Source organism: Vibrio sp. Y58_MX_L22, assembly GCF_024181865.1.
Taxonomy (GTDB): domain Bacteria; phylum Pseudomonadota; class Gammaproteobacteria; order Enterobacterales; family Vibrionaceae; genus Vibrio; species Vibrio alginolyticus.
This window is the reverse complement of the sequence record NZ_JAMZAN010000004.1, coordinates 241,673-261,567: the sequence shown is the minus strand read 5'-3', so window position 1 is coordinate 261,567 and position 19,895 is coordinate 241,673. Positions and strand designations below refer to the sequence as shown.

General features: G+C 44.5%; 20 protein-coding genes. 2 read left to right on the top strand and 18 right to left on the bottom strand.

What is annotated here, in order from left to right; translation table 11 throughout:
* Positions 1–187 precede the first annotated feature (187 nt).
* On the top strand, positions 188–664 hold the full coding sequence (locus NL626_RS11695) for a MarR family winged helix-turn-helix transcriptional regulator (RefSeq protein WP_005376877.1): 477 nt from the start codon (positions 188–190) through the stop codon (positions 662–664).
* A gap of 40 nt (positions 665–704) precedes the next feature.
* On the opposite strand, the gene NL626_RS11690 is transcribed toward NL626_RS11695, so the two are convergent.
* The 6 genes from NL626_RS11690 to NL626_RS11665 all read right to left on the bottom strand — a co-directional run bounded on the left by NL626_RS11690 (position 705) and on the right by NL626_RS11665 (position 6,707).
* The gene (locus tag NL626_RS11690; protein WP_005376875.1) at positions 705–1,343 is read right to left on the bottom strand and encodes a response regulator transcription factor; all 639 of its coding nucleotides are present in this window, start codon (positions 1,341–1,343) and stop codon (positions 705–707) included.
* A complete protein-coding gene (locus tag NL626_RS11685) occupies positions 1,336–2,691 on the bottom strand; it encodes a cache domain-containing protein (protein ID WP_005386831.1) in 1,356 nt (451 codons plus the stop codon). The genes NL626_RS11690 and NL626_RS11685 overlap by 8 nt, the downstream gene beginning before the upstream one ends.
* 151 nt (positions 2,692–2,842) lie before the next feature.
* Entirely contained in the window at positions 2,843–4,129 is a 1,287-nt protein-coding gene (locus tag NL626_RS11680; protein ID WP_253657374.1) for a TRAP transporter large permease subunit, read from the bottom strand.
* A 12-nt stretch (positions 4,130–4,141) separates the two neighbouring features.
* Complete coding sequence (locus tag NL626_RS11675; protein WP_005376869.1) at positions 4,142–4,681, bottom strand: TRAP transporter small permease subunit; 540 nt, start codon at positions 4,679–4,681, stop codon at positions 4,142–4,144.
* A 115-nt stretch (positions 4,682–4,796) separates the two neighbouring features.
* Positions 4,797–5,888, bottom strand: a complete 1,092-nt coding sequence (locus NL626_RS11670; RefSeq protein ID WP_017636112.1) for a TRAP transporter substrate-binding protein — start codon at positions 5,886–5,888, stop codon at positions 4,797–4,799.
* Positions 5,889–6,302: 414 nt separating this feature from the next.
* Complete coding sequence (locus NL626_RS11665) at positions 6,303–6,707, bottom strand: hypothetical protein (RefSeq protein ID WP_047103233.1); 405 nt, start codon at positions 6,705–6,707, stop codon at positions 6,303–6,305.
* Positions 6,708–6,980: 273 nt separating this feature from the next.
* Between NL626_RS11665 and NL626_RS11660 the strand changes: the two genes are divergently transcribed.
* Positions 6,981–7,646 carry a DUF2982 domain-containing protein gene (locus NL626_RS11660; RefSeq protein ID WP_005376857.1) on the top strand — a complete coding sequence of 222 codons (666 nt, stop codon included), beginning with the start codon at positions 6,981–6,983 and terminating at the stop codon, positions 7,644–7,646.
* Positions 7,647–7,664: 18 nt separating this feature from the next.
* On the opposite strand, the gene NL626_RS11655 is transcribed toward NL626_RS11660, so the two are convergent.
* From NL626_RS11655 to NL626_RS11600, 12 genes are all read right to left on the bottom strand, one after another.
* A complete protein-coding gene (locus NL626_RS11655) occupies positions 7,665–8,321 on the bottom strand; it encodes an MBL fold metallo-hydrolase (RefSeq protein ID WP_005376855.1) in 657 nt (218 codons plus the stop codon).
* 129 nt (positions 8,322–8,450) lie between these two features.
* Positions 8,451–8,999 carry a DUF882 domain-containing protein gene (locus NL626_RS11650; protein ID WP_031778936.1) on the bottom strand — a complete coding sequence of 183 codons (549 nt, stop codon included), beginning with the start codon at positions 8,997–8,999 and terminating at the stop codon, positions 8,451–8,453.
* Positions 9,000–9,165: 166 nt separating this feature from the next.
* Entirely contained in the window at positions 9,166–10,707 is a 1,542-nt protein-coding gene (locus NL626_RS11645; RefSeq protein ID WP_005376852.1) for a murein L,D-transpeptidase, read from the bottom strand.
* 153 nt (positions 10,708–10,860) lie between these two features.
* Positions 10,861–11,943, bottom strand: a complete 1,083-nt coding sequence (locus NL626_RS11640) for a DUF1513 domain-containing protein (protein WP_253657373.1) — start codon at positions 11,941–11,943, stop codon at positions 10,861–10,863.
* The gene (locus NL626_RS11635; protein ID WP_253657372.1) at positions 11,924–12,961 is read right to left on the bottom strand and encodes an imelysin family protein; all 1,038 of its coding nucleotides are present in this window, start codon (positions 12,959–12,961) and stop codon (positions 11,924–11,926) included. The genes NL626_RS11640 and NL626_RS11635 overlap by 20 nt, the downstream gene beginning before the upstream one ends.
* 10 nt (positions 12,962–12,971) lie before the next feature.
* The gene (locus tag NL626_RS11630) at positions 12,972–14,354 is read right to left on the bottom strand and encodes a di-heme oxidoredictase family protein (protein ID WP_253657371.1); all 1,383 of its coding nucleotides are present in this window, start codon (positions 14,352–14,354) and stop codon (positions 12,972–12,974) included.
* Between the two features lie 92 nt (positions 14,355–14,446).
* Positions 14,447–15,709 carry an imelysin family protein gene (locus NL626_RS11625; RefSeq protein WP_253657370.1) on the bottom strand — a complete coding sequence of 421 codons (1,263 nt, stop codon included), beginning with the start codon at positions 15,707–15,709 and terminating at the stop codon, positions 14,447–14,449.
* A 174-nt stretch (positions 15,710–15,883) separates the two neighbouring features.
* Positions 15,884–16,540, bottom strand: a complete 657-nt coding sequence (gene ribA, locus NL626_RS11620; protein WP_005376846.1) for a GTP cyclohydrolase II — start codon at positions 16,538–16,540, stop codon at positions 15,884–15,886.
* Positions 16,541–16,751: 211 nt separating this feature from the next.
* Entirely contained in the window at positions 16,752–16,928 is a 177-nt protein-coding gene (locus tag NL626_RS11615) for a hypothetical protein (RefSeq protein WP_020480909.1), read from the bottom strand.
* Between the two features lie 145 nt (positions 16,929–17,073).
* On the bottom strand, positions 17,074–17,484 hold the full coding sequence (gene nrfF, locus NL626_RS11610; RefSeq protein ID WP_025767282.1) for a heme lyase NrfEFG subunit NrfF: 411 nt from the start codon (positions 17,482–17,484) through the stop codon (positions 17,074–17,076).
* Positions 17,471–18,004 carry a DsbE family thiol:disulfide interchange protein gene (locus NL626_RS11605; protein WP_053304294.1) on the bottom strand — a complete coding sequence of 178 codons (534 nt, stop codon included), beginning with the start codon at positions 18,002–18,004 and terminating at the stop codon, positions 17,471–17,473. Before NL626_RS11605 ends, nrfF begins: the two co-directional genes overlap by 14 nt.
* Entirely contained in the window at positions 17,982–19,889 is a 1,908-nt protein-coding gene (locus NL626_RS11600) for a heme lyase CcmF/NrfE family subunit (protein ID WP_213886646.1), read from the bottom strand. The genes NL626_RS11605 and NL626_RS11600 overlap by 23 nt, the downstream gene beginning before the upstream one ends.
* Positions 19,890–19,895 lie beyond the last annotated feature (6 nt).

Sequence of the window (19,895 nt, the reverse complement as noted above, 5' to 3'; positions counted from 1 at the left end):
TAGACCACAAACATTTATTGCTATAATAATTTTAGCTCTTCTTATTTTGTCGAAAAGGCGCGACAAAATGGTATTGAGGACACGGCGTAAAATTGTAGAGGTAATTTTTGATTTCCCCCCTTTAAATAAGGGCGCATTTAAGTTAGTGTCGCCTCGATAAATGTTCCCTACAGACTGGATGAATAAATTGGAAAAGTACGAAGAAGTATTGGTCTCGATTCGTCAGATCATCCGCGCTATTGATTTACATTCTAAAAAGCTGAGCAAAGAGTCTGGATTGACTGCTCCACAGTTGATTTTGATGCGCGCTATCAATGACTTAGATAACGTGACGATTAAACAGTTGTCTAGCCACACTAACATGAGCCAAGCGACCGCAACGACCATTCTAGATAGACTAGAACGAGGCCAGTTTGTTGAGCGTCAGCGCAGTGTTCAAGACAAGCGTAAAGTGCATGCTGTACTTACGAGCAAGGGCCAAGAAGCCTTAAAACAAGCACCAACGCCGCTGCAAGAGCACTTCATTAATCGATTCCAAAAATTGGAAGAATGGGAGCAATCCCTTCTACTATCTTCCGTTCAACGCATCTCGACGATGATGAATGCAGAGGACATCGATGTTGCTCCAATGCTAGAGCTTGGTAGCATTACCAAAGCCGATTAGTTTCGCTCCCACGTGCTCGCTTTTTGCGGGCACTACTCTCCTACTCAGTCAACCCAGTTTCAAACGCATATTTTGCTAACTCTGCCGTCGAATGTAAGTCCAACTTGTGCTTAATGTTATGGCGATGCGTCTCTACCGTTCGATAACTAATATTGAGTAAAGTGGCGATTTTCTTGCTGCTGTTTCCTTGAGCAACTAATTTAAGTACCGCTTCTTCCCTGCGGCTGAGAGGATTCGTTTTTTGCGTGGCAGGCACCACTTCTTGGGTAAAGAGTGTTTGTGTGACGGATTCACAGAAATACGTCGAGCCTTGGTTAACCGTTTTTATTGCTTGCACCATTTTCTCGGCCGAGATTTCCTTGAGCATATATCCTACGGCACCAGCTTGCATGACCTTCATGATGTACTCGCGATTATCGTGCATGGTCAACATAAGTATTTTGCTCTCTGGGCGAGCTTCTTTAATCACACCAGTCGCTTCAATACCGTTCATTATTGGCATGCTGATATCCATCAATATGACGTCCGGTTGCAAGTGCTTTGCGACCTCTATCGCTTCCAAGCCATTGCTTGCTGTACCCACCACTTCGATGTCAGGCTCTAACTCCAAACGAGCCATGAAGCCATCCAATACCACTTGATGATCATCGACAATCACTACACTAATCGGTTTATCCATAAACTATTTCATCCAAATTAAGCAGCACAGTAATCTCTGTTCCCAAGCCAAGCTCACTCATTAGCTCAAATTCACCACCGATGAACTCTACACGCTCTTGCATGTTCCTTAACCCAATCCCTTGTTGGTGCACTGCTTGGTTAACCACAAATCCAACGCCATCATCACGTATGAGTAATTGCAGCATATTGCCCATTTTTTGCAAAGTAACCGTTACTTTTTTCGCTCGCGCATGTTTTTCAATGTTATTCAAAGACTCCTGAGCGACGCGATATAGCGTCGTTGCGACTTCCGAAGTCAGTTTGTGCTGCTGAGTATCGAAATTGCTCTCGATATCAATCCCGGAATGGGAATGAAAATCCTGTAGCAAGGTCGTCAGTGCTGCTTCTAAACCGATATCATCGAGGGCGCTTGGACGGAGCTGATGAGAAATATGCCGCACCTCATTTATCGCGGTGACGAGCGATCGTTGTGATTTATCTAAGTGGGATTTGAGTTTTTCGTCTTCCAGTCTATGACTCATTAAGTCTAAATGACATTTACTGGAGACTAACAACTGATTGATTCCATCGTGCAGTTCTCGCGCTAAATGCTTTTTCTCATCTTCTTGGAACATCACGGTTTTATGTGCCAATTCTTTCAGGTTCTTATCAGCGAGGCGATGCTCGTGCAGATTGATCGCCAAAGTGAGAACAATGATTACAGCAACGGTCACCGCTAAGATCACGACGACTGAGAAAAATGTCGTTTCGATATTTTTGTTCACTGCCGCGCGCATATTGGCGACTTCTCGGCTGACATCCTCAATATACAGCCCAGTCCCTATCATCCATTCCCACTTATCGAGCCATGCAGCGTAACTAAGCTTAGGGACGACTTCACCCGTAGATGGCTTTTGCCACAGGTACTGATGAAATCCGCCACCTGATTGCGCTTGATACAATAAAGCTTCGATTAAGCGATCGCCATTTTCGTCTTCAAGATAGAGTAAGTTTTCCCCGACAAGCTCTGGAAGAACTGGGTGTACAAGGTTGGTACCATATTTATCATAAGCAAAAAAATAGCCGTCAGACCCATAACTCAAACGATTTAAAATCGCTTTCACACGCGTTTTGGCAACACTCTCTTCTAATGTCGGATCGTTGTAGATGTAAGAAATGGAGTCAAAAGCGACGTCGACCGTATCTTTCAGCGCCGCTTCTTTTGATTGGATCAGGTTTTGATGAAAGATCTCTACCTCCCTTTTGCCAAGGGTCTTGGTTTGATAGATAGAGATCCAGCTGATACTCGCTGACACCAATACCACGGGTATCAGTGTCAGCAGAATTAACTTTGCTTTGAGAGGCATCCCTTCCCTCCATGAAACGCTGCCTTTACAGCTTACTATCTTAGCAGTACAAACTAATCGATTGTGTCTGCATAGACATAATTAACAGCTTAACAACTTGTCTCAAAAGGTAAAAACTCTCAGTTCACAAAATCTCTTTATTATCGAGTGATTAACTCATACCGTAAAAACCTGGGAAAAACAGCAAAGACGTCAACACAACAATCTGAATCGCGATGAATGGCATCACACCTTTGTAGATATCACGCGTAGTAACCCCTGCTGGAGCGACACCTTTTAGATAGAACAAACTAAAGCCAAATGGCGGTGTGAGGAACGACGTCTGCAAGTTCATCGCAATAAGAATCGCAAACCACGTCATATTAATGCCCATCAATTCAGCGACTGGCGCAATAATTGGCACGATGATAAAACAGATTTCAACGAAGTCGATAAAGAAACCTAAAATCAGAATCACCACCATGGTAATAATAAGGAATCCCCACTTTTCACCCGGCAGTTCTAACATCCACTCTTCAACTAAATAATCACCACCAGTGTAGGTAAATGCCATTGAAAAGGCGGTCGCACCAAGTAAGATCGCAAAGACCATTGCGGTTACTTTAACTGTCTCTTTTGATGCATCATAAATCATCGACCAACTAAACTGCTTATACAATAGCGATAAAATAATCGCACCTGCACCACCCAGTGCCGCTGACTCTGTTGGTGTTGCAATCCCTGCAAAGATGGAGCCCAATACCACGATGATCAATGCTAAAGGTGGCAATACAGCTTTCAGTGCGGTGAGCACTTCTTGTTTACGACTGATCGACTCATCACGCTCTATCGCCTGTGCGGCTTGAGGGTTAAACTTCGCGTAGATGAGAATGTAGATCACATAGGCGCCAACAAGTGTAATACCGGGCCAGATCGCAGCTTGAAATAGGTCCCCTACCGGTACGCCAAGTACATCACCCAACAAGATCAACACGATAGAAGGTGGGATAATTTGGCCCAACGTGCCAGACGCACAAATAGTCCCACACGCTAAACCTTTGTCGTAATTGTATTTGAGCATCACAGGAAGAGATATTAAGCCCATCGCAACAACTGATGCGCCTACCACACCCGTTGAAGCTGCAAGCAATGCGCCAACTAACACGGTAGAAATAGCGATACCACCGCGAACGCCACCGAACAAACGCCCCATTGATTCTAGTAGCTGTTCAGCAAGCTTCGTTTTCTGTAGCACTAGCCCCATAAAAACGAACAGCGGTACGGCCATTAGCACCGTATTTTCCATAATGGACTGAATTCGATATGGCATAAAAGCAAACATCTCGATGCCTTCAGCCCAAACACCAAAAATCAGCGCGATACCACCAAAAGTAAAGGCAACGGGAAATCCCAATAGAAGCGCAAAGAGCGCAACAAAAAACATCACTATACCGATCATAATGACTTCCTTTTACGACTTACCGTTATTACCGGCATAGATGAGATGAGGGTTGACAATTTTGTTGATTGAATGAAGTAACAATCCAATACCACTCACCGCCATAAAGAAAAATGACAGCGGAATCATCGCTTTGATAATCCAACGATATGGTAAGCCACCTGGGTCACCAGACGTCTCGCCTAACGCGTAACTCTCCTTGGCGAAATCAATACCAAACCAAGCTACCAGTAGGCAAAAAGGGAATAAGAAAAATAGTGTGCCTATGATGTCGATGATGGATTGTGCTTTGTAAGATAAGCGTTCATAAAAAATGTCGACGCGAACATGGCCACCGGACTTAATTGCGTAAGGCACACCAAGCAAGAACACGGCAGAGAATAGATGCCATTCCATTTCTTGGAATGCGATAGACACATCATTAAACACGTAACGCATGACAACGTCGTACACAACGTTTGCTAACAACAAAATAAACAGGATGCTGGATAACCATCCGAGGAAATCGCTAAAGCGGTTAAATAATCGCTCAATATAAATAAGACTTCTCATTCCGAACTCCGTGGAACGTTTAGATGCGCTCCGCTATAGTGCGGAGCATTCATTATGAAGTTTTCTTGGGCTTCGATAGCAGGCTAAACCTCTTGGCATCGCCTGCTCCATAACGTTATTGTTGAGCTTGACTGTTTAAGTACGCTCGGTGCGAAATATCTGACCATGGTCGAACTTGATTCATATAGTTCGCTTGTGACTCTTGAATCTCTTTCGCCAAAGCATCTTTTTCTGCATGTTCTTTCAACAAACGATCGTTTGCTTCTCGCAACGCAGCTACGACTTCAGGTGGGAAATCTTTTACTTCAACATTTGGGTATTCAGACTTAATAGATGCCCAGTTTTTGCCGCTTTCGTGTTTCGATTGCGTGTACATATCGTAAGCGGCCGTTTTCATGGCTACTTGCAAAATCGCTTTTAGATCATCAGGTAGACGGTTCCAGGTGCGCTTGTTAACGAGGAACTGAAGCTCAGTCGCTGGCTCATGCCAACCTGTGTAGTAGTAAGGCGCGATTTTGTGGAAGCCCATACGTAGATCCAGTGATGGACCAACCCATTCCAAGGCATCAATTGTGCGACGCTCTAGAGAGGTATATAGCTCACCAGGGGCGATATTCGTTGGCTTGGCACCTAACTCAGCCAAAATCTCACCAGCAAACCCTGGGATACGCATTTTCAAACCCTGTAAGTCCTCGACGGACTTGATCTCTTTTTGGAACCACCCCCCCATCTGAGTATCGGTATTACCCCCAGGGAAAGACATCAAGTTATGTGGAGAGTACACTTTTTCCATCAGCTCCATACCACCGCCGTAGTAAAACCATGCATACTGCTCAGTTGGCAACATACCGAAGGGCATAGAAGTGAAGTAAAGTGTGTTTGGAACCTTACCCTTCCAGTAATAAGACGCTGAGTGACCCATGTCATACTGACCCGACTTAACCATATCAAACACCCCAAAAGGCGCTTTATGCTTGTTTGCGGAATCAATGCGGATTTGCAAACGTCCGTTGGACATCTCTTCCGCCATTTTTGCCATGTTTTTTGTGGTATCACCAAAAATTGGGAAATTAGGCCCCCAAGTTTCAGCAAGCTTTAAACGATAGACTTTTTCAGCAGCGTTTACAGAAGTCGCTGCGAGTGCCATCGCGGCAGCGACAGCGGTTGTTTTGAGCACTCGTTTTAAAGATTTTTGGATTAGACTCATCGTTCACGTCCTTTATCACCAAGGTTATTGTTGTCATCCATTTCATTAGGATTGGCTGTATTCGGTATAAAAGATGTAACAATGTTGTCTAATGCGAAATGGGCATGAACACGGAAGCGAGTAATTCATCAATAAGGCATTAGCCTAAGGTATTACGTACAAGTACGTAGGATAATCGTCATGACAAAAGACTGTTAATAGCAAAATCAATAAATTATATTTTTATCTATGAATAAAAATAAAAGACAATACGTACGTATTTTTCTGCCAAAAAATTTACATAGTATTTAAGAAAATGTGACAAACCACTTATTGGTAGTGTTAAAGTCAGTACTTAATGCATTATTTCCAATACCAAGATAAAAAAATACCTCGGCATCGGCCGAGGTATTCAATCTAGAACGGTAGTGGTAATTAAACTGCTTTGTAGATAACTTTGTTACCTGCTAACTGCTCTTTTTGAACTAGGTTTTCTTCAAGAAGCTTCTTTAGTGCGCCAGTAGCCCATGATGCCGCTTTAGTATCTTCTTGACCTGCAGCTAGACCGATGCCTTTAGGGTTAATACCTTCAGCATTCGCAATAACGATGTCTAATACTTGTTGTTGCTTAGGAGTAAGGGCAACATCAACTGTTTTCACTGCAGCTACTTTTTTATCAGCTACTACTTTCTCCGCAACAGCTTTTTCAGCAACAGAAGGTGCTACTGCTTTTTCCGCAACAGGCTTCACTGCTTTAGGTGCTGCAGCTAAGTTTGCTACTGTCGCTTTAATGCGTTTTTGCAGTTTCATCTGCACTTTACGCTTATGAGCAAGTCTCATTGAATATTTCTCCAGTTCACTGCATCTCAGCAGGGATGAAAATTTGAAGCGCGTTTTATACCAAAATTCACAAGCAATTTGTAGGTTTTAGCGGCGAAACGCGATGAAAAATGCGCTCAAAGCATAGAACGTCTACTATTTAATCAGATATTTTATGAACGGATTTATTGAATACTGGGTATAAAAACAGAGGTTTGTTTTATTTTAAATGCAAGTCAATGCACATAAAGCTGCCCACTTATTTTTGAACAAGTATTCGATGAGGTTATAAGCATGGAAACGCTGCACCTAACAAATTCACATTTCAAACCCGACTCCCCTATCAACAGAATACTTTTGTTACTCGTTGCACTCATCACTTTGTTTTTGGTTGCCATTTCTCCGGGATGGAAGCAAGCCATGTTGTCGGTCATTTTGATGTCTGCAATCGTTGGTTTCGCCATCTTGATGATTAAGAAAAGCCAAGTCACTTTTACGCTGACAGCTTCTCACTTTCAGCAACACCTTTTTAAAGGAGGTTGGGTCGTCCGATGGCGAAATATTGAGTCAATCGGTATTTGTAGCTACCAACAGGAAGGGTGGCACCAACCGCTACCTTGGATCGGTATTCGTCTAAAACACTACTCACCCTACTTAAATTCAATCTGCCCTCGTATAGCGACAGAAATTCTCCTCAGCCAGCGAGCACTGCTTTACTTAGGCGCGAAACAAAATCAGTGTGAAGATAAGTTTGAGGATATGGTGCTTGACCCTAAACCGTATATAAACAGAGATGGGATTGAGTACAAAGGTTTGTTAGCGATGCTCGCCAACCGGATGAAGTATCAGAGAGGCTTTTATGGCTACGATCTATTTATATCAGCAAGTGATCTAGATCGTGAGGCTGAGGATTTTGTGGGACTGACTCGGCGATACTTAGCTGCCGCCGAGCCAGAATAATGCTTAGTACACGCACTTTTAGTAAAGCGGCATCTCGTCAGCAACGAACGGGTTAGTTTTACGCTCGTGACCGAAAGTCGATTGAGGGCCGTGACCAGGGACAAACGTGACATCATTGCCTAAAGGCCACAATTTCTCTTTGATAGAACTAATCAACGTATTGAAATCACCTTGTGGGAAGTCAGTTCGACCAATGCTACCGTTAAACAAAACGTCACCCACAAACGCTAAACGCGCTTCTTCACTGTAAAGCACAACGTGACCAGGTGTATGACCAGGTGTATGGAATACGTTCAGCACTTGATTACCGAACGTGACAGTGTCACCCTCATTTAGCCATTGGTGCGGTTCAAACGCTTCTGTCAGCGGGAAACCAAACATTTGGCTCTGACCTTCCAAACCTTGCAACCAGAAGTTATCTGCCTTGTGAGGACCAACAATCTCTGTACCGCCAAGCAGTGCAGACAGCGGCTCCGTGCCACCTACGTGGTCCAAGTGACCGTGTGTTAGCACGAGGTTTACCACGTCAACACCCAGCTCTTTGATAAGCATAGCGAGCTGCTTTTCATCGCCGCCTGGGTCAACCACAATGCCTTTCATGGTTTCGTCACACCAGACAATAGAACAGTTTTGAGAGAAAGATGTTACTGGAACAACTTGGTATTTCAGAGCCATAGATAACCTATACCGAATAAATTTGCGTGAAAACTGCCGCAACTATGACACTAAGGCCTAGCGACTTCAAGCTTTGAACTGTGGGTAATCGACGACGTTCTGAGACTAGAAACCTTGTCTCAACTGGCACTACCAGGAACGAACAGCACCCGTATCGATATGAACAAAGTTACTGCCTGGATAATAACCCACGCCACCGGCTTTTAGGCTTAATGCAGCATCACGAACCGTTGAAAGCTTCACGCCGTCTAAACGGAAATCAATGGCCTTTCCTTCCATGTGCATGCTCTTTTTCGCTACACGAGAAGACCCGTTGCGCAGCGAGGCGTTAGTGGCAGGAGAACGGTAACCTGAAATGACGATCACCTCTGCTTCTGTACCAATTAACTTTTGAATTTGACTTATTTGATCGAACAAGCGTCTATCCATGGGATGAACCTCATTTCGTCGATGGTCTCGACAAAACTCATTCAGCCTTTGAAGTTCATCATTAATGTATCGTTTTCCATCGAAATAGCATGTTTCGAGGATCTCTCCAGTATTAAGATTGTTCATCGCCAGCGCACGTGGCTCGTCAGGGAGTGAAGCCCAAGAAAATGATGGCAGGGCAGATGCCAACACCACACCACCAGCGGTCATTTTAAGGAAATCTCGGCGGGAAAAGTTACGACTTACCATTTCAAAATACAGTGCTCAACAACTAGACAAGTCGTGGACATTAACCAAACACATTTGTCACGTCAAATGCATAAAACGCTCCATCTTGATTTTCAGATGCAGCAATTATTGCTTAATTATTAAACGAAAAGAGAATTCTTCGTTTTGTAAATTTTCCTTAAAGATTTCAACTGCGGTGATCGTACTTATAGATATCATCACGGTAGTAAAGCGTTCCCTCTTCCAACCATGCTGTTTGATAAATGATGTGTACTTGAATGCGCTCTCCCAAAGGAACTGACGTGTTAGACCGACGAGAACTTTCTCGCTTTTTCGCTAAACGTTCTTCCAACCCCTGAGTTTTGAACAGAAGTTCTGCTAACTGGTCTGCATGTTCTACACGAACACATCCTGAGCTGAATGCGCGTCTGTCCTGTTCAAACAAGTTCTTACTTGGCGTGTCATGCAAATAAATAGCTTGTGGGTTAGGCATATTGAACTTGTACAATCCCAGTGCATTTTGTAAGCCCGACGCCTGTCGCATACGATAAGGAAATGTTCTCGGATTCACCGTTGCCCAATTGATGGTTGTAGGGTCAATAATTTCGTTCGAAGTCCAAGACCGAATGATTTGAATGTTATGGTTAATCAAATACATCGGATTACGTTTTACTTTAGGAATAATGTCTTTAACCATGATAGTCCAAGGCACGTTCCAAGTTGGGTTGAGAATAACTGAATCCAGTGCTACCGACATGATGGGCGTTTTTCTTGATGCTCTCCCTACCACAACTTTAGACTCAAACAAGGGTTGACCGTCATGCCAATACGTGACTTCGTATCCAGGCACGTTAACAAAGACAACATTATCCCTTTCTTTCGACCAAATTCTTGAACGCTCAGAATTCAACGCCAGCAGATGCAATCGCTCTTGAGGAGAAAAGTTGATCCATCGAATGGTATTCGGGCCGATAACGCCATCTTCTTTCAAACCATGAATACGCTGGAACTCTTTTATCGCAAGCTCTAATTGTTCGTCATATTCTTCAGTGACTAAATCCAAGTAAGAAACATCTACGCCTACGATCTCCATTCGCTCAATCAATAGGGGTCTGTTTTCTAATATATCGCCAACACGTGCTAGCCCAGTTTGTTGATAGGCAGGATATTGGTACTGAGAATGTTCCGATAGCGAAGAATAGGCGGAGTAGAAAGCATCATCTGTTTGTAATGGAGACCGGAGACTTGCCAAAAACTGACCAAGTTTGCCAACCGTAATCTCATTACTCAGAACCGATAAAGTATCGATGCTAGGAGCGGGTAACGTAACATGGGCTTTGTCTGTAAATAGCCAATTAATCCCTTCTTCGGGGAGTTGCTCAAGATAACTAAGGTACATCAAGAGTGAATCTGTCATCACTAAATCGAAGTCGAGATTATCTCCCTGCCACCTTACTTGGTTTATCCGGTGAAGTTGATTTTCGAATTCATCGGTGACATCCGCAAGTGCAACCAGGTTTACTTGAAAAAGAAACTGCTCAATATCACTTTCATTTTCCCAGTTCAAACGGTAATTGGTGCTTTGATACAGTTGATCAATAACCTCTGGATAATGGATCATTTTTTCTACAGACAGCTTTTGTACCGCTCCCTCTTGCTCGACTTGCGCTGAAGCTTCGAGAGAAACGACGGTGGAAAAGCTGCAAAACGGCACCAGAAGTGCCGTCATGATTAAAACCCTAGCAAACACTGAAATGATCCTTGCGCTACTTGCCATAATAAAAAGTATGGCAAATATCTCACAGCTTGCAGGTTTAAAATTAAGAATCTGATGCCGAAAACGACAACAAAACTCTCTATAAGTAATTACTCAATGATCTTTCTAGATAATTCTCGACCAATGGTTGTCCCATTGCACTCCGCTTGCGAAGGTACTTTTTGACTCCTCTGGTCTTTGCTCTACCACTTTTCCCGCCCCAGAGCTGACTCGGAACTCATCGCCATAGACCACAACACCAGAGGCATCTGGTAACGCACTTAGCTCGACCAATTTGCCCGTAGATTTAGACCATATACCATAACAACTGCCCGGAGGCGAAGTGGCTAAGATCCATTCATCGGTTGCTGCAATACTCGCAACGTAGTGATTGAAACGCGCCCACTCTTCAGGCTCAGCTTGAAGATCTTGCATTTCACCACCACGCGTGTGCATGGCGATCAAAGCTGGATACTCGTCCGGCTCACCACGATATTGCTGACCACAAAGCACGGTTTCCGCACCATCATGGGCTAAGTGGCGAATACTCAACTTATGATCCGGTAAAGACACTTGATCCAGTAGCTCACCCTCCTGTGAAAGGTAACTCAGGCTGGGTTTCATGCTATCAAGATTGAGAGGTTCACGACCGTTAGTGTGTACGCCACCGACGCCAATCGCCAATACACCATCAGGCATCATGATCACTTCATGAGGACCAAGACCAAAACCCGTTAACTCATCGACCTTTTGATATTGCTTCTGTACATCATAAACACCAATGATCCCACGGCTTGTCCCCCTCTCACCTTCTGTGGCAAATAGTAATGTGCCGTCATGGGAGTAAACGCCATGCCCATAGAAATGGCGATTTGGTTTTGCCAGCTGCAGTTTGATCATCTGCTCTGAGCGATAATCAAACACCATGAAGAAAGTACCTGGCCGACGACCAAAAACTACGGCGTGGCCTTGTTGGTTTGTTGCCACACCGTGACCACGCTCAGGAATCGGCAATGAAGATAGCGGCATACCATGCTCATCCGCTACCACCGCTGCGAATTTGTCTCGACCAATGATAGAGCAGCCGATCAACGCAGGCTCACGTGAGCTTGTTGAAGCACAACCAAATGGCATCATAGGTGTAGCCGCCCCGAATAGAGCGGCTTTCAGCAAGATTCGGCGGGTTTGATCAGTCACCATCGGTTGCATTAAATCCTATAACCACGCCAAGCTCGATCGCGACTTCTTCGTGAATCAGGTACTTCAATTGTTCTAGCTTATTGTATTGAGCGAGCACCATGCGATAGCCTTCTTTTGTTTGTAGTGCAGCAAACAAGCTCTTATCTTCTGGCCAAGTTTCTAACGCCATTTCAAACTGATGAACAACACGGTCTGCGAGATCTGCATGGCCTTGCTCTCTTAATAACGCATCTAGACCATTTCCGTGAGCAAAGTACAACGCTTCCATCCCTTGTAGGTTGGCTTTTAGGTTTGAAAGCGAAGTTTCTGAACGCCATGACTCTGAAAAGTACGGGCGAGGCTTACCAATCTTCGCTAGCGGTCGGCTCAACTTCTTCATGCTGTATTCAAGCTGATTAGAGAGCAGTGAAATGTACTCAGATTCCCATTCCGTCATCTCCAGCGATTTCCAAGGGTTCTCTGCCCAAGAATCCGCAATGATCTGCGCTTTGTTATCGAGGTTTTCTGCAATCGAAACACCTGTCGCACAGGTATTGCTATTGCTAGATAAGGTCGACGCTTTATCGTAAAGCAGCCATTCCAATGCACCTAAACCTTGCACGGTGACACTTTGGGTGGAGATATCTTCTGCACTCCAAGCTTGATCAGATTTCGTCAGTACAGACATTTTACGACCAGTGGTGTTCTTTTTATCTGGCCAAAACTGAACATTCCAGCTTTGCTCCAACGCCGTAGCAGGGCCACGTTCTTGACCTTGTAATGCCATCCACGCAAGCATCGTTTGATGCCATTGCTGTTTTACTTGTGCATCATCTTTCGACTCTGATGCGCAGTAATCCGCGAAGCGCTGTTCAAGTTCTGTGGTTTGCGCTAAAAACGTCTGAGCTGATTGAAACTCAACCTCGTACACGCTTTGAGAAATATGACTTGTACTCTCAGGCTTGGCTGAGCTCGAACCGACGGTCGATTGGCAACCAACCAAACTTAACGTTGCGGCAATCGCACTCACTAACAGTGTTTTTTTCATGGTTGCTTCCTTATAGAGAGTTCAGAAACGCAATGAGAGCATCACGTTCTTTTTTGTTCAGAGCTAAAACATTTTGTTTCGCCGTTTCAGCTTCGCCGCCGTGCCACAACACTGCTTCCATCAGGTTACGAGCGCGACCATCATGTAAGAAGTAAGTATGTCCGTTTACTTCTTCGGTATAACCAATGCCCCATAGCGGTGCTGTTCGCCACTCGCGGCCGTTTGCTTGATATTCCGGACGGTTATCGGCTAAGCCTTCACCCATGTCATGCAAAAGCATGTCGGTGTATGGGTGGATAAGCTGCTCAGAAAGCGCTGGTAACTCTGGTCGTTTCGCCGTTTTAACACTGGTCTTGTGGCAGCTTTCACAGCCAGACGCAGCAAAGATTTGCTGACCAAGTTTCACGTTAGGGTCATTGACATTACGGCGAATAGGTACAGCTAAGTGCTGGCTGTAAAACTCTACGAAGTCGAGAATATTTTCACTCACTTCTGGTTTGCCGCCATTTGGCATGTCGTCACAAATGCTTTGTTTCGAGGTACAGTTTTCATTTGGGAATAAATGGCTCGTAAGACCCACATCACCATTAAATGCTGCTGCATTTTGCTGCATTAGCGTCGGTTGTCCTGCTTTCCAGCCAAAACGACCAATCGAGAAGTCGTCCTTCTCAATATCCCACACCTTATTGACTTTGCCTGAGATACCGTCTTTGTCGGCATCTTGTTCATCAGCCCAAGCAAGTAGCGTTTCGTCGGGAATACTCTCTAACAAACCAAGGCCGCTCATTGGCGGTGCCACGCGTGCTGAGAACTCGGTATCAGGGTGCATATCGCCGTAACCCAGATCGGTAATGTTCAAATGAGGTTTTCTTAGCGTCACCGTCGTACCGTCTTTAAATTTCACTGGGACATCGGTGTAAGTGATTTCGATTTTGCCTTCTGGCGTTTGATCTTGCAGGGCGAAATCTTGAAGCTGGCCACCATAAGTCGGCTCAGGTATGCCGCCATCTTTGATGTAAGCTTTCTTTTGTTCTGGCGTCATCGCAGGAATGCTTAAGCGCACTAACATAGACACGGCATGTAAATCATCTTTCTCTGGCGGATGACCACGACCGTCTTTGATGTGACAATTCTGACAACCATTGGTGTTAAAAAGCGGGCCTAAGCCATCACGAGCGTCTGTTGACGCTGGCGCTTGTACCCAAGGGTTGCGGAAAAAGCTGTTACCGACGCTAAAATCGAGGCGTTTGCTCATTGGCAAGTTAGCAGCAGGAAGAGAATAGGCATTCGCGCCGTCTTTTTTAACACTGGTTTTGCCACCAGACTTAACATCATAAGCCATGGCAGAAGAAGAAAGGATCGCGGCTAGCGCAGAAATTAGGTATGGCTTCATATCATTGCTCTACATAGACAACAAGGGTGATAACAACGAGCTCAAACGTCAAAAGGGCTCACAAAGAGCCCTTATTTATTATGGTTTTCTTATTAAAACTCGTGGTCAGCAGTATCAGGGCTTAGGCTGTCGATGCCGACAATGCTTGCCGCGCGCTCAATCGCACCGGTTTGTGCTACCAACGACATGATGGTGTCGTTTACTAGCGCGTTGCCTTGTGCGTTACCCGCTGCAATAAGTTGGTCAAAGTGCTGGTTGTTCTTCTCTGCAGAAGTCACTAGCTCACCAACTTGGCTACGTGTTGTATCAAACTGCTTTTGAATTTCGGTCGCGGCTTTCTTGTCTTTTTGAGCAACAAGGTCAGCGATACTTGGACCAGATAGCTCTTTGCCGTTTACACCTTTGTATGTACCTGTGTAAACGTTGTAGATGCCTTGCTCATTGTAGTAGTGAGAGTTGTGCGTGTTGTCTGAGAAACAATCGTGCTCGTCTTCAGTCGAGTTTGCCTCTAGTGCCACCTTCATGCGCTCACCCGCTAGCTCACCTAGAGAAAGAGAACCCATGCCGAATAGCATCTTACGTAGACCATTGTCTGCTGAGTCGTTCAGTAGCTCTTCACGGTAGTTACCTTTCACTTCAGCAGACCACTGCTTTTCCATCCACTCAAGGTCTTGAACCAGTAGATCAGCGGCTGCTTTTAGGTACTCTCCACGACGATCACAATGGCCATTCGTACACTCAGAACCCACAACGAAATCAGTGTAAGCGCGTTGACCTGCACCCGCGTTAGTACCGTTTAGGTCTTGACCCCAAAGTAAGAATTCAATCGCGTGGTAACCTGATGCAACGTTTGCCTCAGAACCACCTACTTCGTTTAGATCCGCTAGCAATTCTGGAGTGATTTTTGAAACGTCCAGTTTAGAAGCACCGATCTGTAGGCTAGTGTTCGCGATGATGTTGGCAGCAGCGCCCTCGTTACCCAATTCGTATTGGTAATCAGCCGCTACGTAGTCAATCAAACCTTCATCAAGTGGCCATGCGTTCAGCTGACCTTCCCAATCATCAACAATCGCGTTACCAAAACGGAAAACTTCAGACTGTTGGTAAGGAACGCGAGAATCTAGCCAAGCTTGTTTTACTTCTTCAAGCTTTTTCGCTGATGGTGATTTTAGGAATTCGTCGATTTTTACATCCAGCGCTTTCGCTGTTGTTACTGAATCAGCAAACACAGCATGGGCAACGTCCGCGTAATGTTCGACTACTTGTTGTTTAGTTACTGTGGCAGCAACGGTAGAACCACTGGCAATGAGGAGTGATGCAGCAATAGATTGGACTAAAACTTTTTTTGCATTCATCTGAAGCATCCTTGTTGAGCTTTTCAATTATCGTATTGGTAGTGCTAATTATTCTTATTTGCACTTTAGTCTCGAGATAATACAAATTTACAATTTATTTGCAACTCCAGATACAAAAAAACCTCATAAAAATGAGGTTTTTCACAGGCTTTATTGTCAGTTTTATCTTTAGGATTAAACCTTTAGGTCATGTTTTCCGTGAGAGACTTTTGCCTTCAGATAATTTTCGTTGCCATCTTTGATATGTGCAGAGGTATTGACAACCTCGCCAATTTCAATTCCGTACTCAGATAACTCACGAATTTTCTTAGGGTTGTTCGTCACGAGGCGGATCTTATTCACGCCTAAAGCTTCTAGCATTTGTGCTGCTTCTGTGAAATCACGCAGGTCATCATCAAAGCCCAAATGGTTGTTAGCTTCGTACGTGTTCATGCCCTGGCTTTGTAAGCGGTATGCATCGATCTTATTGTACAAACCAATACCACGACCTTCCTGACGGAGATACAAGATGATACCACCGGACTCGCCCATGCGATTGATCGTCTCTTCTAGTTGCTCACCACAGTCACAGCGTGAAGAGTGGAACACATCGCCTGTCAAACACTCAGAGTGCATACGAACTAAAGGCATGTCCTGAGTTTGGTCCGCTTGTTTAAAGATAATAGCAACATGCTCTTTGTCTGTCTTCAGACCATGGAAAGACAGAATTTCGGCATCAATGTTACTTTTTGCCCCGACTTTAAAATCTACTCTGGCACGTACTTCCGCCATATCTATACTCACTCGATTTATTGCTTGATGCGCTTGATGCGTTTTCGTTATTGCATTCATGGGATTTACTCGTTGCTCTTCAACTATGGGGACTGATACCGCATTTTGCAATATAGAGATCACAATTGAGGGCAGTTATCCACTCAAGACAGCAAAAGAGAAACACTCTCCAACTGAACAATTGTTATATTATAACAATTTAAAAAAACTACAATAAAAAACCCCAGACAAATTTTGTCTGGGGTTTCAAGAAGGTCGTTTGGTCTATCTTTTAATGGGTCTGACTGCGCTTCCAAACGGCGAGTTCAATCCAAACTGCTTCGAGTTCTTGGATTTCCTCGTCGGTCAACACGGCGAGCGTTGAAGTAACTTGAGGCAGGTTCGGTGATTGCAATGCACGAATCTGCGAATAAAAGTCTTTTTTAAGTTGTAATATAACTGAATCCACTGCGTGCACCTATTCGTTCTTTTATTACTTATCCAGCTCAAAATTTTTATTTTCTTTATACTGGAAACTTCATAAATTCGGAAAAATGATAACATTCTGCTTGTTAAGTGCACAATTTATTTTTAATAGTGGAATAACGGTCACATTAATTACGCTTCACCATTCGGATCGAATATAAGACAAAAAAGATCAAAAATAGCACAGGAAAGATCCACAACAGCGCCGTGGAATAATTTAATGGTGGTTGATACAGAACAATATTCCCATAACGAGCAACTAGATAGTCCTTTATTTCTTGATCTGAGCTGCCTTCATTGGCCATCGTATACACTTTCAACCTCAGGTCTTTAGCCGCTTGTGCATTAGACTCGACAAGGTTTTGGTTTTGACACTGCGGGCAGCGCAATGTCTTGGCTAACGAGGTTGCACGCTGTTGCACTTCAACAGAATGAAATTCAAACAGATCAACATTCTGTTCTATATCCGCACTTCTCGTGAAAGGAGAAAATAGTATAAATAGGATTAAAGTGAGGAGAAGATTATTAAATCGAAACATTCAAGTATCCTGAAAATATATCGTTCCATTTATCTGCCGTTAGCTCTCCACGATATTTGATCAATATACGACCATTTGGATCAATCAAGTAAGTTTCCGGCGTTCCGATAACACCTAGCTCCACAGCGAGCTTTCCATTAGGGTCACTAATTACTTCAATATATGGATTTCGTTTAGAGCTCAAATATTCACGAGCGGCTTGTTTTTGATCTCTATAATTCAGCCCAATAATAGGCACACCGAGTTCTGCTAACTGCAATAATTCTTCATGCTCTCGTTTGCATACTCCGCACCAAGATGCCCAAACATTCAATAATTTATATCCGTCGCTTTTGAACAACTGCTCAGAAACCATGTCATCAGAGATCAGAGAAGTAGAGCGAAAATTAGGTGTCTCTAAATTTCGTTGTGGGGACAATTCAACATGTGCTCGCTCAGACAAGGCCATCGCAGTTACTACAGTAAACACGGCAACAGCCAAAACGAGACCTGCGAGTTTAAGCGTATTTCTCGATCGCATTGATAGCCTCTCTCTTTTTCTTTAGGCCGGTTAACAGCGCACCAAACACAGCTAATAACCCACCAGACCATATCCACCAAATACCTGCTCGGTACTGAACTTTAATCGCATAAGCATGAGTGTCGACTTTGTCACCCAATGTCACGTAATAATCGCCATGCCATAGTGAACGAATCGCAGGCTCGGTCATATTCATCACTCGCACAGGGTAATGGCGCTTTTGCGGGTTGAAATTGAACATGCGGCCATCTTCCAAGTGCAAGGTGATCTGTCCTTGTTCAGCGGTGTAGTTTGGCCCCACCAGCCATTCGATACCATGATAATCGATAGTGATCCCCGCCCTTTGTTGAGAACTGCCGGGTTCGACACGTAAATTGTGTTCATATGAGTAGTGACTGTTGAATACAGCTCCACTCACCGCCAGCGCAAAACCGATATGTGCCATCACGATTGGCATGAGTTTGCGCTTATTGGAACAACGAAACAGCATAACGAGATGTGCCACAATCACCCAAGTAGCCAATATTATGGTTAGCAATACTTCGAAATGCAGTACGTTCACTGAGAACATAAACCCGCTCCCAGAGACTATAGATAACGCAATACTAATCGCGATATCAGTGCTTCCACTCGGAACTGCGCCTTTTGTCCATTTCAGCACTGGCATGAATGCTAAGGCAATCAGAGCCAGTATGCTTAATGGAAAGGTCAGACTATTAAAGTAAGGTGCGCCAACCGAAATGTTCCCTAAGCCGAGCAGTTGATAAACCATCGGATAAAAAGTGCCAAGAAAAACGATGGCAGTCGCAATAACCAGCAGCCCTTTGGCGATATAAGCAGTGTAAGCTCGGCTCGCTAGAGATTGAAGTTTGAAACGAGGGAGTTGTTCTCCTCGCAAAATCAGTACGCCAAAAGTGATAATGACAAGCAAGCTCAATACACCAATCAGCACCAAACCTTTAGTTGGGTCCACCGCAAAAGCGTGCACTGAAGTCAGCACGCCAGAGCGCACCACGAATGTCCCTAAAATGCTTAGGCTGAACGTAGCAAACGCCAGTGCATAGGTGCTCCAAATTGCGCCTCTGTTACGTGTTGCGACAACACCGCTGTGCAACAAAGCAGTACCAGTAAGCCAAGGGAGTAGAGAAGCGTTCTCCACAGGGTCCCAAAACCACCAGCCGCCCCACCCTAGCTCATTGTACGCCCACCATGATCCCACCAAGATACCCAACGTGAGCGTTCCCCATGCAAAAAACGCTGCGCTTCGAGCAACCACATACCAATCGCTCATCAGTTGTTTACCCAATAGCGCCGCTAATGCAAAAGCTAATATTGCTGCGTAACCGACATAACCGAGATAAAGCAATGGTGGATGAATGATAAGCCCAACATCTTGCAGCATTGGATTTAGATCTCGCCCTTCCGACGCCAATACTTGGGCATATTCGAACGGGTTAGAGGTCATTAACGTGAACCAAGCAAATGTTGCAATAAGAACGTTCATGATTCCTAAACAGTCACAAGTATATTGGGCGTTGAGCGGTGACTTAAATGCAATAAACGACGCCCATAAACTCAGGGTGACGACCCAAAACAACATGGAGCCTTGGTGCCCACCCCAAGCGGCAGCAATTTTGAACGCCACGGGAAGTTGACTGTTGGAATGCGTAACAACATATTCCAACGCGAAGTTGTCTTGCACGAAGCAGACGATCAGAAGCGCTAAACAAATGATGGAAGCTAAGCTAATGATGTGGGACATCGCGACTTGATGCGGCAATGTCGCCTTCTTACCCATAGCAAGACGTAGCCAATGCAGCAACGATGCACAAGTCGATGTTACAGCCACCAATATCAGTAAGAAGAACCCTAGCTCAGCTTCCATTTATCC

Bases quoted from the DNA above. Each gene is read 5' to 3' on its own strand.
- ribA (WP_005376846.1), bottom strand. From the start codon at position 16,540: ATGAATGCAATAACGAAAACGCATCAAGCGCATCAAGCAATAAATCGA.
- NL626_RS11680 (WP_253657374.1), bottom strand. From the start codon at position 4,129: ATGATCGGTATAGTGATGTTTTTTGTTGCGCTCTTTGCGCTTCTATTG.
- NL626_RS11605 (WP_053304294.1), bottom strand. From the start codon at position 18,004: ATGCGATCGAGAAATACGCTTAAACTCGCAGGTCTCGTTTTGGCTGTT.
- NL626_RS11645 (WP_005376852.1), bottom strand. From the start codon at position 10,707: ATGACGGCACTTCTGGTGCCGTTTTGCAGCTTTTCCACCGTCGTTTCT.
- NL626_RS11625 (WP_253657370.1), bottom strand. From the start codon at position 15,709: ATGAATGCAAAAAAAGTTTTAGTCCAATCTATTGCTGCATCACTCCTC.
- NL626_RS11675 (WP_005376869.1), bottom strand. From the start codon at position 4,681: ATGAGAAGTCTTATTTATATTGAGCGATTATTTAACCGCTTTAGCGAT.
- nrfF (WP_025767282.1), bottom strand. From the start codon at position 17,484: ATGTTTCGATTTAATAATCTTCTCCTCACTTTAATCCTATTTATACTA.
- NL626_RS11685 (WP_005386831.1), bottom strand. From the start codon at position 2,691: ATGCCTCTCAAAGCAAAGTTAATTCTGCTGACACTGATACCCGTGGTA.
- NL626_RS11600 (WP_213886646.1), bottom strand. From the start codon at position 19,889: ATGGAAGCTGAGCTAGGGTTCTTCTTACTGATATTGGTGGCTGTAACA.
- NL626_RS11665 (WP_047103233.1), bottom strand. From the start codon at position 6,707: ATGAGACTTGCTCATAAGCGTAAAGTGCAGATGAAACTGCAAAAACGC.
- NL626_RS11635 (WP_253657372.1), bottom strand. From the start codon at position 12,961: ATGAAAAAAACACTGTTAGTGAGTGCGATTGCCGCAACGTTAAGTTTG.
- NL626_RS11690 (WP_005376875.1), bottom strand. From the start codon at position 1,343: ATGGATAAACCGATTAGTGTAGTGATTGTCGATGATCATCAAGTGGTA.
- NL626_RS11640 (WP_253657373.1), bottom strand. From the start codon at position 11,943: ATGCAACCGATGGTGACTGATCAAACCCGCCGAATCTTGCTGAAAGCC.
- NL626_RS11655 (WP_005376855.1), bottom strand. From the start codon at position 8,321: ATGGCTCTGAAATACCAAGTTGTTCCAGTAACATCTTTCTCTCAAAAC.
- NL626_RS11660 (WP_005376857.1), top strand. From the start codon at position 6,981: ATGGAAACGCTGCACCTAACAAATTCACATTTCAAACCCGACTCCCCT.
- NL626_RS11630 (WP_253657371.1), bottom strand. From the start codon at position 14,354: ATGAAGCCATACCTAATTTCTGCGCTAGCCGCGATCCTTTCTTCTTCT.
- NL626_RS11650 (WP_031778936.1), bottom strand. From the start codon at position 8,999: ATGGTAAGTCGTAACTTTTCCCGCCGAGATTTCCTTAAAATGACCGCT.
- NL626_RS11670 (WP_017636112.1), bottom strand. From the start codon at position 5,888: ATGAGTCTAATCCAAAAATCTTTAAAACGAGTGCTCAAAACAACCGCT.